The organism is Pseudoalteromonas sp. HF66 (assembly GCF_011806445.1).
In the GTDB taxonomy this organism is placed as follows: Bacteria; Pseudomonadota; Gammaproteobacteria; order Enterobacterales; family Alteromonadaceae; genus Pseudoalteromonas; species Pseudoalteromonas apostichopi.
The window spans coordinates 1-12,944 of sequence record NZ_JAATOU010000027.1 but is presented as its reverse complement, the minus strand read 5'-3'; the positions used below and the strand labels follow the sequence as shown (position 1 = coordinate 12,944).

Genomic DNA, 12,944 nt, shown 5'->3' with positions numbered 1-12,944 from the left:
TTTTTACCGTAGTTAGCTTGCTTGAATGGTTAAGCTTGTGCGTAGTTTGATTTGCCAGCAAGCCAGCGCTGAATCAATTTATCGGTTAGTTCTGGGTAGTCGTTTAAAATTTTGAAGGCTATTGGTCTAACATGATTGAGTGTTTGCTTATCGCGGTTTAGGTCGGCGATTTTAAATTCAGCTAGGCCTGTTTGTTTGGTACCAAGTACTTCACCTGGGCCACGAATTTCAAGATCTCGTTCTGCGATAATAAAACCATCGTTACTTTCACGCAGCACACCTAAGCGTTTTTGAGCCGTCGCTGATAATGGCGAATGATAGAGTAAAACACAATGTGAAGCCGTAGCTCCTCGACCAACACGGCCACGTAGCTGGTGGAGTTGTGCGAGCCCTAGCCGCTCAGGATTCTCTATAATAATAAGGCTGGCATTGGGCACATCAACACCCACTTCAATCACTGTTGTGGCAACGAGTACATGAATATTCCCAGCTTTAAACTCACTCATAATGGCTTGTTTTTCCACGGCTTTCATCCGCCCGTGCACTAAGCCAACGTTTAATTCTGGCAATGCAGCTTTTAATTGCTCAGCGCTATCTTCTGCGGCTTGGCATTGCAGAACTTCAGATTCATCAATCAAGGTGCAAACCCAATACACTTGCCGACCTTGCTCTGTGCAGGCTGTTCTAACGCGCTGGATAATTTCGTCGCGACGGGTATCAGGAATAGCCACTGTGGTAATAGGCGTTCTACCAGGTGGTAACTCATCAATCACTGAGGTTTCTAAGTCTGCATAGGCCGTCATTGCTAAGGTTCGCGGGATAGGTGTTGCAGTCATTACTAATTGGTGTGGATAACAGTCACCAAAGCGGCCTTTTTCACGCAGTGATAAGCGCTGATGAACACCAAAGCGATGTTGCTCATCAATAATAATTAATACCAGGTTGTTAAACTCAACCTGCTCTTGGAATAATGCATGGGTGCCAACAATCATTTGCGCTTCCCCAGAGGCAATTTTTTCAAGAGTCGTTGCGCGCTCTTTACCTTTACTTTTGCCACCTAACCAAGCGACTTCAATTCCTAATTGATTAAACCATTGGCTAAAGTTGATGCCATGTTGCTCTGATAAAATCTCAGTAGGTGCCATTAAAGCTACTTGGTACCCTTCGCTTATCGCGGTCAGTGCACTGAGCGCTGCGACTAAGGTTTTACCAGAGCCTACATCGCCTTGCACTAAGCGCATCATTGGAAATGGGTGCTGCAAGTCACCTTTTATTTCTGCCACGACACGACTTTGTGCATTGGTTGGGCTAAAGGCTAAATTAGCTAAAAATTGCTGCTCAAGCTGATTATGAGGCTTTAATGCAACTGCTTTTACGGTTTGCCCTTTTTGCCGCAGCTTTAATAGGCTTAAGTTTTGGGCTAGTAACTCTTCAAAGACTAAACGTTGTTGGGCAGGGTGCATACCTTGCTCTAGAGCTGTTAAATCAATATCGTTTTGTGGGCGATGTAAGGTCATAAGTGCATCGGCTAAGCGCATTCCAGTTGGCTGAAACTGCTCTGGCAGTAGTTCTTCTACTGGGTATTTACGTAATAGAGCAAGCGCCTGATCGCTAAGTGCACGAATAGATAACTGCTTAAGACCTTCAGTAACTGGGTATACTGGTGTCAGCGTTGTGTTCGTTGGTTGCTCAGATGGGGTATCCGATAAGCTGTATTCTGGGTGTGTCATTTCAAAACCAACACGACCACGGCGGATCTCACCAAAGCAGCGAATGATTTTACCTGTACTTAAAGCGTTTTTTTGAGCCGCACTAAAGTTAAAAAACCTGAGTGTTAAACGGCCTGTACCATCATTGACTTGGCAAACCAGCATGCGTCTTTTACCAAAGGTGATTTGGCTGGTTTCAATCGTGGCTTCAACACTAACATGACTATGAGGTTGGAGTTCGCAGATTGGGTGAATGCGGGTGCGGTCTTCATAGCGGTGAGGCAAATGAAACAGCATGTCTTGCACCGTCTCAATATTTAGCTTAGCAAGACGCTCGGCCATTTTCGGGCCGACGCCTTTTAATTCTGTAATTGGGTATAACGCTAAGCTAGGATGACTCAAAGGTGACTCAAATTATTAATTAGTAGACTGTTTTTCAGTTTACTTGCACTCGTTAGTGGCTTCAAGCGGTTGCGTGTGTTTTAAAATGTTCCAGAACGTTTCATCAGCAACAATTTCACCACTTTCATCAAGCTCAGGGTAAGGCAGCTCTTTTTCACGGCATTGTTCAGCAATGATAGGGTGGCAGCCTTCAAACAAGATACGATGCTTAATTTTCGCATCAAGCATATCGCGGTTGTAAAGTCCGGCTTCTTCACGTTGGCGCTGTGCTTCAAATAAAATAAGTGCTGCTGCAACAGATACATTAAGAGATTGCACCATCCCTTGCATTGGGATGATGATGTTTTTATCAGCGTGAGCGAGGGCGCGCGGTGAAATACCGTCTCGTTCTTGGCCAACAATGACAGCTGTTGGTTTGGTGTAGTCGATTTCGCGAAAGTCGACTGCATCATCTGTTAAGTGAGTTGCTAAAATTTGTACTTCAGGGTTGTGAGCACGCATCATGGCAACGGCCTCATCGATATTACGATGTAAGTGGGTTTCTAGCCAGTTCTTACTACCGCCTGAGGTATTGTTGGTTAACCATTTTTGATTCTCTGGCCATACAGCATGTACGTGATGGCAGCCCGTTGCATCTGCTGTGCGGGCAATAGCAGATAAATTATGATGCTTGTGTACTTCTTCTAAACAAACCGTTAGGTCCGTTTGGCGGCGATCTAATACGCGCTTAACACGCTCAAAGCGAGTTGTATCCATAGTTGTGTGCTCGTTGACGGATTCTAATTGGCGCTGATTATACCCTAGGGAACAACAGCTCGGCTAATTGGGTTTTGTAGTGAAATCAGTGTTTCGGTTGATTGAATGGCTTCGATGGCTTGTATTTTGTTAATTAACACATCTTGTAGATGATCAATTGAGCGCGCCATCACTTTGATAAATATACTGTAATTACCTGTGGTGTAATAGGCTTCGACAACCTCTTCTAGCTCTTTTAAATGCAGTAAAGTTTGCGGGTAATCACGGGCATTATTGAGATTAATGCCAATAAAGCAGCAAACATCGTAACCAAGCTGCTTGGCATCAATACTGACTTGGGTACCTGTAATAATACCCGCTTGTTTCATCTTTTCGACCCTAACATGAATGGTGCCGGCACTTACAGCAAAGCGTTTAGCAAGTTCTGCATACGCTGTTCGGGCATTTTCCATTAAAGCGTTAAGGATGTTTTTATCGAGATTATCGATTTGATAATTTTCCATGGTATTTCTTAGTGTTAATTGTTGAATCAATAATTTTTATAGCATTATTTTTATGAATATTTCAATGTTAAGTTCTTTTTATTGCGGGTTATTGAAAATAATCTTTGTTTGGTTGAGGATTGCTTTAACAGGAGGAGCCAAGCAGCGGGTTTCTCTAATTAAGCAAGTAACAATAACTGGGAATGAGGCCAATTATTATGAGTTCACACTACCTGCAGCAACAGCAGCAAATTAGTAAAGTAAAACAGTTTTTTTCAAGCCAATTAGAACAACAATTAGGGTTAGTTGAAGTACAAGCGCCGATCTTGGCAAAAGTAGGCGATGGTATTCAAGATAACTTAAGCGGTACTGAAAATGCTGTATCGGTAGCAGTGAAAACAATTCCGGGTAGCCAATTTGAAGTGGTCCACTCTTTAGCAAAGTGGAAACGTAAGACCTTGGCTGATTACGATTTTTCGGTAGGTGAAGGACTTTATACGCATATGAAAGCGCTTCGCCCTGATGAAGAATCTTTAAGCCCAATCCACTCGGTGTATGTTGACCAATGGGATTGGGAAAAAGTGATTTGCGAGAGTACAGAGCGTACCTTAGACAAACTAAAAGAAACCGTAACATCGCTTTATCAGGCGATTAAAGCAACCGAACGCTTTGTGGCTAGTGAGTTTGATTTAACCTCGTTTTTGCCCGAGCAAATCACCTTTGTACACAGTGAACAGCTACGTCAGATGTATCCTGACTTTACAGCGAAACAACGTGAAAAAGCGGTCGCACAAGAATACGGTGCGGTATTTTTAATTGGTATAGGCGGCACACTTGCCGATGGTAAAATTCATGACGTACGAGCGCCAGATTATGACGATTGGTCAACACAAACCTGTAGTAAATTTGCAGGCTTAAACGGTGATATTTTAGTTTGGAACCCAGTGCTTGAAGATGCATTTGAAGTCTCTTCAATGGGGATTCGAGTAAGTCCTGATGCCTTAGCTACTCAATTAGCGATTACAGGCGACCAAGCTCGTTTAGAGTTTGATTGGCATAAACAGCTACTCGCGAAGAAGTTTCCGCAAACGATAGGTGGTGGTATTGGTCAATCACGACTCGCTATGTTGCTGTTACAAAAACAGCATATCGGGCAAGTACAAGTAGGTGTTTGGCCTGAGCAGCTAAAACAGCAAGTGGAAGGAATTCTTTAAATTAAGATTTAAAGACCCTGGTAAAAAGAGGCTTTAACTTAAAGCCTCTTTTTTATTAACTAGTTTTAAACTCAACCTCGACCTTGTTTTCTTCGAGCTTCACTTTGCAAGGTGGATATTGGCGGTTAGTTAAAAGTACTTTTTCGAAAATATGAATTTCGACGCCGGAGTGTAGTTTTTTATTAACTACTAACTGCGCATCTTCCAGTAAATCATGCAAATGATGCTCTAAGCTTGATAGCTTTTTCTCAAGAGTTTCAGCTTGCTCGCAATAGTGCATTTGTGTGGCACCAATTTTTGCGAGTAATTGCTTTTTCTTTTCGGCATCTTTTACTTGATCTGCCTTTTCAATAGCAGTTTGTAAGGTATCAAGTTGCGCATCTGTTTGTGCTAAGTCTTTTAAGCACTGATCTGTTTGCGCGGTTACATCAGCACCTGAAGCGGCTAAGTTAATCACCATTTTAGCACCCGATTCATTGCCAATTTCGCCAGCAATAATCATTTGTGCATCTAAGATTTCTCCGCCGAATAGCTTGCCTTGCGGATTATCTTCTTGGCCTATTTGCAACAGCTTAGTGGCTTTCATCGTACAATGGCTGGCTTGGCGCTCAATGAGAATATTATTGGCTTCAAGATAGCAGTATTGACCATGTGATAAGTGAATGTCACCTTGGCTGATGATATTACATGATAACTTTTTATCTTCGAGCTGGTGGCCAATCACGCCTTGTTTTATGGTGATATCGCCAGCCGCTGATAAATGACCAGACTCTACAGTACCCATAACAGTTATATCGCCTTTGGCATTAATACGCATGCCTGGTTCAACGTTATGAGTAACAATGACGCTGCCTTCAAAGTCTACGTGACCACTTTTTACGTTTACATCGGCAATAGTAAAAATATCATCAACACGCATGCCATTGGCAATATCAACAGGGACACCGGCAATGACAGAAATGAGTTCAAGTGGATTATTTTTAGATATTTCGGTACCTTCACCAGCAACTAATGTACTGCTCTCACCTGGTTTGGCTGGCAGTACATCACCGGTGACAGTAAAGCCTTCTTTACCAGGAGTTGCCGGAATTTGTTTAACTAGTAATACGCCAGGCTCTACGCTCGCTAATTTACCAAAGTCACGCATATCGGCAGTGCCATCCTCTCGTAGCTTTGGTTTTTTTAGGCGATCTTTTAAGGTCTCAACTTGTGGTACAAATTTGGATGGTTGACCATCAATAGGCAAGCGACCTTTCGCTAGCACCCCTTTAGCTACTTCTCCTGCGGGTAATTCAAATTGCTTCTGTAGTAATTGCTCTAAAAAGGTTTGTTTGTAACCTCGGGCTACCCCAGCTTTGATAAGCTCTTTCTTCGCTTCTTCAAGGCTCATTACTTTACCGCCTTCAGCGACGGTTAGCTCGCCTGTAGCCAGCATTTTATCATCGCTCAAAGTTACAACTAAGCTTGCATCATGTTTAGAAGCGACCACAAGCATGCGCTCATTAGAGTCACTTTTGAAGAAATTATTGATAGCTTCATGATCCACTCTGCATTCACAAAATGGTGACTTTTCTAATGCTTCGATAATAAACGCAGCACTAGGAGGCGAGTTTTCATGAACATCTAATAAAACGTTGCCGTTGTGAGCGAGCTTAAACACTTGTAATCCTTTTTTACTACTCTAGCTAAAGGTTTTATTAATTATAACAACAGAGTGCTAGAGAATTGCTTATGAGTCAAGAATTTCGGATGAGGAAAGTGGTAAGTTTTTCTAAAATAGCGCCAGCAACATTGCGTTGCTGGCAAGGAGCTATTAGTTTGTTGACGGTAGCTCCATGATACCGTCAATCTCAACTTGAACGCCTTTTGGTAACGCACGTACGCCAATTGCTGCGCGAGCAGGGTATGGCTGCTTAAAGTACTGACTCATTACTTCGTTAACGATAGCGAAGTTAGATAAGTCAGTTAAAAAGATATTTACTTTCACCATGTCTTGAATTTGACCGCCAGCAGCTTGGCAAACAGCTGTTAGGTTTTTGAATACTTGGTGGGTTTGTTCAGTAAAATCTTCAGAGATAACTTCCATTGTTTCTGGTACAAGTGGAATTTGACCTGATAAATAAACAGCCGTGCCTACTTTAACAGCTTGACTATAAGTACCGATAGCAGCAGGTGCATTATCAGTAGAAATAAAAGATTTGTTCATGATTATCCTTGTTACTTTTTACGATAGACTCTTTGCACATCAGGCATAACGCGAATGCGGCGCATAATATTAGCAACATGAACGCGGTTTTTTACCGTGATGCCTAAATCTATCATGTATAAATTACTTTCTTTTTCGTCAGTCGCTATCTCAACAATGTTGGCTTGGGTTGAGGCAACAACATTGGTTAATTTAGCTAGCGCCCCTTGGTGGTTGATAATCTCAATACGAAGGGCTGCAATATATTCTTTCTCTGGGTTATCGTCCCATTTTACAACCAGGTATTTTGAGCGCTCTTTTTCCCAACCACGAATATTTTTACATTCTTGGCGGTGGACAGTAAGGCCTTTACCTTGGCTAATATAAGCTGTTATAGCGTCGCCAGGCACTGGGCGGCAGCATTTAGAGTAGTTAACCAACATGCCTTCAGTGCCGATGATGGTTGCTTTTGCTTTTTGCGCTAGGTCATCAAGATCGCCGGCATCAACTTGCATCAAGCGTTTCGCTATCAGCACACTCATTAAGTTACCAGAACCAATTTCAACTAATAGCTCAAGCACTGTATTTAGTTCATGCTCTTGAAGTACTCGGCGAATGTTTTCATCTGGAATATCATCCAGTTTGGTTTCACCTAGAGCTGAGTCGAGTAAACGTCTACCGAGCAACATTGCTTCTTCATGCTGCTGACTCTTCAGGTAATTGCGAATACCTAAACGCGCTTTACCTGTAACAACAAAGTTTAACCAAGTTGCATTCGGGTGTGCGCCTGAGCTGGTGATGATTTCGACCGTTTGTCCTGTATCAAGAGGCTTGCTCAGAGGGTGAGGTTTACGATTAACACGTGCACCCACACAAGTATTACCAACATCAGTATGCACTGCGTACGCAAAGTCGACAGCTGTTGCGCCCATAGGGAGCTCAACTATACGGCCATCTGGCGTGAATACATAAATCTCTTCAGGGAACAGCTCTGTTTTAACGTTTTCAACAAACTCAAAAGATGAGCCTGCACTTTGTTGAAGTTCCAATAAGCTTTGCATCCATTGGCGAGCACGCTGCTGTGCTGTATTACCTGCATTATCACCGGCTTTTTTATACATCCAGTGAGCAGCAACCCCTTTGTCTGCCATGTGATCCATATCGTGGGTACGGATTTGAATCTCTACAGGAATACCATGAGGGCCAACTAGTGAGGTATGAAGTGACTGATAGCCATTAGTTTTTGGTACTGCAATATAATCTTTAAAACGGGTTTCGATTGGCTTGTAAAGGTTATGAGCAACACCTAATACGCGGTAACAGGTATCCATATTATCAACATTGATACGGAATGCGTAGATATCCATTACTTCGTTAAACGACAGCTCTTTATTGAGCATTTTCTTATAAATACTATATAGGTGTTTTTCACGGCCAGATATAGTCGCTTCGATGCCAGATTCTTCTAAGCGCGCTTCAATTTCAGTTTTAATATTACTGATAACTTCTTTTCGGTTACCACGTGCTTTGACGACTTCTGATCTTAATGCGCGATGACGCATAGGGTAAAGGGCTTGAAAACCTAAATCTTCTAATTCATTTTTAATATCATGAATACCTAGGCGGTTCGCAATTGGTGCATAAATCTCTAGCGTTTCACGGGCAATTCGGCGGCGTTTATCTGGACGCAGCGCGCCTAAGGTGCGCATGTTATGGGTTCTATCAGCCAGTTTTATTAAGATCACGCGAATATCTTGGGTCATCGCCATGATCATTTTTCGATAGTTTTCGGCTTGGAATTCTTTTTTATCTTTAAAGCTAAGTTTATCTAGCTTACTCACCCCTTCAACAAGCTCAGCAACTGTGTCGCCAAAAATTTCAGCTAAGTCTTGTTGGCTAAAGTCGGTGTCTTCAATCACGTCATGCATCAGGGCAGCCATCAGCGTTTCGTGATCTAGGTGCATGCCAGCGAGTACTTGTGTCACTTCGACAGGGTGGGTGATATAAGGCTCGCCACTTGAGCGAGTTTGGCCTTCGTGGGCTTCGCGAGCTACCACGTATGCTTTTTGTACCAGCTCAATCTCTGCTGGTGGTAAGTATTCGGATATTTTCTTTTTGAGGCCTTCGAATAGATACAAAGTCACACTCCAATGCGCAAATGAAGTAAATCGGTAACGGTATGAATAGAATATACGATGAAAAGAAGGGCTTGCCAACGGCTAGTGTAGAAATACTAGCCGTATAGCTAAATCAAAGCGGGGAGCTTGATTACTGGTTGCCACCTACGATAGCAGCCACAGCAGCCATTTCTGCTGCTTCTTGATGTTGTTGTTCTTCACGATCAATTAAGTCCATAGAAGAGCTATCAACTAGCCCTTTCTCAATTTCACGTAAAGCAATAACCGTTGGTTTGTCATTTTCAGCATCAACGAGTGGATCTTTACCACCAACCGCGATTTGGCGGGCACGACGAGCCGCAACTAAAATTAAGTCAAAACGATTACCAATTGCATCTACTGCATCTTCAACAGTTACGCGAGCCATCTCAGCACTCCAAATAAATTCTTAAGCAAAGGCGTAGTTTACTGTACCAAGTTAAATTCGCCAATAGCTTGTGGTTAATTTTTATCTTATTCTTAAAAGTATTATTTAAGTAAGTTCTCTAATAACGCCTGATGGCGCACAGTTTGGCTTTTTAACGATAAACGTTTAGCCATGACAATGGTTTCGATTTCAGCAAGCGCAGTATCAAAGTCATCGTTCACAACAACATAGTCATACTCATTATAGTGTGATGTTTCTGATTGTGCTTTCGCCATTCTTCCTGCGATTACCTCAGCAGAGTCTTGACCACGGTTATTTAAACGTGATTCTAGTTCTTCTTTTGATGGTGGAAGAATGAAGATAGTCTCAACATCATCTACTAATTTACGAATTTGCTGAGCACCTTGCCAATCAATATCTAAAAATACATCAATACCTGCAGCAAGTTGGCTTTCGATTGCTTGCTTAGACGTACCATAGTAGTTATCAAAAACTTGCGCCCATTCAAAAAAGTCATTTTTCTCAATTAGCGCTTTGAAGTCATCCACAGAAACAAAATGATAGTGCACACCGTTTTCTTCACCCGGACGAGGTGAGCGAGTGGTGTGCGAAACCGATACTTTCATATCGCCGTGTTTCTTTAATAAAGCACCAATTAAGCTTGATTTACCAGCCCCTGATGGAGCTGACAAGATAAATAAATTTCCGCGAGTTTGCGCCATGATTTGTCTCTAATAAAAAATAAACAGGCTCGGACTATCACTAATCCAAGCCTTTAATTCATCTATTGTACTTTATTTCGCTAAAAGTGCTCAAGTTTGCCTGCTTTTAGCCTCATGAAAAAAAGACCCAGCAGGTGCTGGGTCTTATAAAAAGCTATATCACGCGTTTATTCTATATTCTGAATTTGTTCGCGCATCTGCTCAATTAACACTTTTAGTTCTACCGCAGCGTTTGTGATGTCACTGTTGATAGATTTTGATGCTAACGTGTTTGCTTCACGATTAAACTCTTGCATCATAAAATCTAGGCGTCGACCACATGCGCCGCCTTTAGTTAAGATTTTTTTGGTTTCTTTAACATGCGACTTTAATCGGTCAAGTTCTTCAGCAACATCTTGTTTTTGTGCAAGGTAAATAAGTTCTTGCTCAAGGCGAGATTCGTCGATGTCTGTTTTTAGTTCTTCAAGCTTTAGGTTTAGTTTTTCACGTTGCCATTTAGCGATTTCTGGTAAGTGGCTTTCAACAATAGCAACCTGCTCTAAAATTGCATCAAGGCGAGTCGCAATCATTTCTTGTAAGTTCGCACCTTCATCGCCGCGAGCTTGTTTGAAATCTTCAATGACTTCATCGAACCCAGCAATCAGTGCTGTATTTACGCTATCCATATCTAGCTCTTCGGCTTCCATAACGCCAGGCCAACGTAAAATATCAACAGGGTTGATGTCACCATTGCTTTGGTTTTGCACCCATTGTGCGCTTTTAATTAATTGCTCTGCGAGTGATTCGTTAATCGTTAACTCACCAACATGCGCTGGATTTGCAGCAAACTTTAAGAAAACTTCAACTTTACCGCGCTGTAAATGTTTACGTAAACGCTCTCGAATAACTGGCTCCATGCCACGAAATTGCTCAGGTGCGCGGATAAAAGTCTCAAGGTAACGTTGGTTAACTGAACGAATTTCCCAAGTGCCAGTGCCCCATTCGCCTTTAATTTCGCGGCGCGCATAAGCTGTCATGCTGTGGATCATGGATGATTTCCTAGTGTTATTGAATTTACAAAGTTGACTGATTATACCGAATCAGCTTTTAACCTCTAGCGTAAATTTTCTGAAATGTGTTTTTCTGATGTAGTTAATTATGTAAATGAACATGGCATCTAGCACCACATCGACTTATAATGTGGCAAATTCAGAATTAAGGGGATCGTTAATGCGTCCAAGCGAAAGAACACCTAACCAAATTAGACCGGTTACATTTACACGTAATTACACTATGCATGCTGAAGGTTCAGTATTAGTAGAGTTTGGTAACACTAAAGTTTTGTGTACAGCAACTGTTGAAGCAGGTGTACCACGCTTTATGAAAGGCCAAGGTAAAGGTTGGGTTACGGCTGAATATGGTATGTTACCTCGTTCAACACATACTCGTAATGGTCGTGAGGCAGCGCGCGGTAAGCAGGGCGGTCGTACTATGGAAATTCAACGCTTAATCGCACGTGCACTGCGTGCAGCGGTTGACTTAAAAGCGTTAGGCGAAAATACCATTACTATCGATTGTGATGTGATTCAAGCTGATGGTGGTACGCGCACAGCATCAATCAGTGGCGCGTGCGTTGCATTAGTTGATGCGCTAACTTATATGCGTAGTAAAGGTATGATCAATTCAAACCCACTTAAGCATATGATTGCTGCAATCTCTGTAGGTGTATATAAAGGCCAGCCAATTAGTGACCTTGAGTATCTAGAAGATTCTGAAGCCGAAACAGATATGAACGTGATTTTGACTGAAACTGGCAAAATCATCGAAATCCAAGGTACAGCTGAAGGCGAACCTTTCTCATTCGAGGAACTAGATGAGCTACTTACATTAGCTAAGCACTCAATTCGTGAAATTATCGACGTTCAAAAGCAAGCATTAGCATAATAAAGAAGTAGGTTTATTAGTTATGAAAGATTATCAAAAAGAGTTTATTGAATTCGCACTTGAAAAGCAGGTGCTTAAGTTTGGTGAGTTTACTTTAAAGTCTGGTCGCACTAGTCCTTATTTCTTCAACGCTGGTTTATTTAATACAGGTCGTGACCTTGCACGTTTAGGTCGCTTCTATGCAGCTGCACTTGAAGATGCAGGTATTGATTACGATGTGTTATTTGGCCCTGCTTATAAAGGTATTCCAATTGCGACGACTACAGCCGTGGCTTTAGCTGATCACCACGACAAAGATGTACCTTACTGTTTCAACCGTAAAGAGAAAAAAGCACACGGTGAAGGTGGCACATTAGTTGGTTCTGAACTTAAAGGTAAGATCATGTTAGTCGATGATGTGATCACTGCGGGTACAGCTATTCGTGAGTCTATGGAAATTATTGCAGATAATGGTGCAGACTTAAGTGGTGTTTTAATTGCACTTGACCGTCAAGAGAAAGGTAAAGCTGAGTTATCTGCTATTCAAGAAGTAGAGCGTGACTTCGGCACTAAAGTTATCTCGATAGTAAAACTAGCTGACTTAATTAGTTACCTAGAAGCGAAAGGCACAATGGATGAGCATTTAGCCGCAGTAAAAGCATACCGTGATCAATACGGCATTGCATAACAGCTAAAAACGCAAATTATATAAAAAGCCCTGCTATGTTGCTGGGCTTTTTTGTTTATGGACATTTGTGCTTTTATAGCCTTAAATACGGCTAAAAAGTTACTGAAGCGTTAATAAAGTTTCTCTTTTGTGCTGTTTAGATTAAAAAGAACTCAAAAGGTGGTTTTTTTAAAGTTTTCTTAAAAAAGTGCTTGCGTTAATTCGCCGTATCCCTATAATGCGCATCCACCGACACGGCGGACTGCTTACAAAAAAGCAAAACGACGAGTTGGTTGAGTCAAGTAAGACTGAGTTTTGAAAAAATAAACTTTTCTCAAAATTAAGTGTTGACAAAAATAAC

Annotated in this window: 12 protein-coding genes; 3 read left to right on the top strand and 9 right to left on the bottom strand. The window is 41.9% G+C overall.

Annotation, left to right across the window (positions count from 1 at the left end; genetic code table 11):
* Positions 1–29: 29 nt before the first annotated feature.
* From recG to asnC, 3 genes are read right to left on the bottom strand one after another with little or no spacing between them, the layout of a single operon-like run.
* Positions 30–2,111, bottom strand: a complete 2,082-nt coding sequence (gene recG, locus HCZ11_RS18185) for an ATP-dependent DNA helicase RecG (RefSeq protein ID WP_167659151.1) — start codon at positions 2,109–2,111, stop codon at positions 30–32.
* A gap of 39 nt (positions 2,112–2,150) precedes the next feature.
* The gene (gene trmH / locus HCZ11_RS18180) at positions 2,151–2,867 is read right to left on the bottom strand and encodes a tRNA (guanosine(18)-2'-O)-methyltransferase TrmH (RefSeq protein WP_167659150.1); all 717 of its coding nucleotides are present in this window, start codon (positions 2,865–2,867) and stop codon (positions 2,151–2,153) included.
* 44 nt (positions 2,868–2,911) lie between these two features.
* Positions 2,912–3,370, bottom strand: a complete 459-nt coding sequence (gene asnC / locus HCZ11_RS18175; RefSeq protein ID WP_054554220.1) for a transcriptional regulator AsnC — start codon at positions 3,368–3,370, stop codon at positions 2,912–2,914.
* Positions 3,371–3,567: 197 nt separating this feature from the next.
* On the opposite strand from asnC, the gene asnA reads away from it, so the two are divergent.
* Complete coding sequence (asnA, locus tag HCZ11_RS18170; RefSeq protein WP_167659149.1) at positions 3,568–4,563, top strand: aspartate--ammonia ligase; 996 nt, start codon at positions 3,568–3,570, stop codon at positions 4,561–4,563.
* Between the two features lie 55 nt (positions 4,564–4,618).
* Here asnA and HCZ11_RS18165 read toward each other — a convergent pair whose 3' ends face one another.
* The 6 genes from HCZ11_RS18165 to HCZ11_RS18140 form a co-directional block, all read right to left on the bottom strand.
* Positions 4,619–6,223 carry a DUF342 domain-containing protein gene (locus tag HCZ11_RS18165; protein ID WP_130049729.1) on the bottom strand — a complete coding sequence of 535 codons (1,605 nt, stop codon included), beginning with the start codon at positions 6,221–6,223 and terminating at the stop codon, positions 4,619–4,621.
* A gap of 153 nt (positions 6,224–6,376) precedes the next feature.
* Positions 6,377–6,769 carry a RidA family protein gene (locus HCZ11_RS18160; protein ID WP_054554223.1) on the bottom strand — a complete coding sequence of 131 codons (393 nt, stop codon included), beginning with the start codon at positions 6,767–6,769 and terminating at the stop codon, positions 6,377–6,379.
* Between the two features lie 11 nt (positions 6,770–6,780).
* Positions 6,781–8,886 (bottom strand): bifunctional GTP diphosphokinase/guanosine-3',5'-bis pyrophosphate 3'-pyrophosphohydrolase, encoded by a 2,106-nt coding sequence (gene spoT, locus HCZ11_RS18155; protein WP_130049728.1) that lies wholly within the window; start codon positions 8,884–8,886, stop codon positions 6,781–6,783.
* 130 nt (positions 8,887–9,016) lie between these two features.
* On the bottom strand, positions 9,017–9,292 hold the full coding sequence (gene rpoZ, locus HCZ11_RS18150; protein WP_054554225.1) for a DNA-directed RNA polymerase subunit omega: 276 nt from the start codon (positions 9,290–9,292) through the stop codon (positions 9,017–9,019).
* Positions 9,293–9,393: 101 nt separating this feature from the next.
* Positions 9,394–10,014 (bottom strand): guanylate kinase, encoded by a 621-nt coding sequence (gmk, locus tag HCZ11_RS18145; RefSeq protein WP_167659148.1) that lies wholly within the window; start codon positions 10,012–10,014, stop codon positions 9,394–9,396.
* Between the two features lie 167 nt (positions 10,015–10,181).
* Positions 10,182–11,042 (bottom strand): YicC/YloC family endoribonuclease, encoded by an 861-nt coding sequence (locus HCZ11_RS18140; RefSeq protein WP_167659147.1) that lies wholly within the window; start codon positions 11,040–11,042, stop codon positions 10,182–10,184.
* 181 nt (positions 11,043–11,223) lie between these two features.
* On the opposite strand from HCZ11_RS18140, the gene rph reads away from it, so the two are divergent.
* Both rph and pyrE read left to right on the top strand, forming a co-directional pair.
* A complete protein-coding gene (gene rph, locus HCZ11_RS18135) occupies positions 11,224–11,937 on the top strand; it encodes a ribonuclease PH (RefSeq protein WP_130049721.1) in 714 nt (237 codons plus the stop codon).
* A gap of 22 nt (positions 11,938–11,959) precedes the next feature.
* Entirely contained in the window at positions 11,960–12,604 is a 645-nt protein-coding gene (gene pyrE / locus HCZ11_RS18130; RefSeq protein ID WP_054554229.1) for an orotate phosphoribosyltransferase, read from the top strand.
* The last annotated feature ends 340 nt before the right edge of the window (positions 12,605–12,944 follow it).

Bases quoted from the DNA above. Each gene is read 5' to 3' on its own strand.
- trmH (WP_167659150.1), bottom strand. From the start codon at position 2,867: ATGGATACAACTCGCTTTGAGCGTGTTAAGCGCGTATTAGATCGCCGC.
- asnC (WP_054554220.1), bottom strand. From the start codon at position 3,370: ATGGAAAATTATCAAATCGATAATCTCGATAAAAACATCCTTAACGCT.
- asnA (WP_167659149.1), top strand. From the start codon at position 3,568: ATGAGTTCACACTACCTGCAGCAACAGCAGCAAATTAGTAAAGTAAAA.
- HCZ11_RS18160 (WP_054554223.1), bottom strand. From the start codon at position 6,769: ATGAACAAATCTTTTATTTCTACTGATAATGCACCTGCTGCTATCGGT.
- rpoZ (WP_054554225.1), bottom strand. From the start codon at position 9,292: ATGGCTCGCGTAACTGTTGAAGATGCAGTAGATGCAATTGGTAATCGT.
- gmk (WP_167659148.1), bottom strand. From the start codon at position 10,014: ATGGCGCAAACTCGCGGAAATTTATTTATCTTGTCAGCTCCATCAGGG.
- HCZ11_RS18140 (WP_167659147.1), bottom strand. From the start codon at position 11,042: ATGATCCACAGCATGACAGCTTATGCGCGCCGCGAAATTAAAGGCGAA.
- rph (WP_130049721.1), top strand. From the start codon at position 11,224: ATGCGTCCAAGCGAAAGAACACCTAACCAAATTAGACCGGTTACATTT.
- pyrE (WP_054554229.1), top strand. From the start codon at position 11,960: ATGAAAGATTATCAAAAAGAGTTTATTGAATTCGCACTTGAAAAGCAG.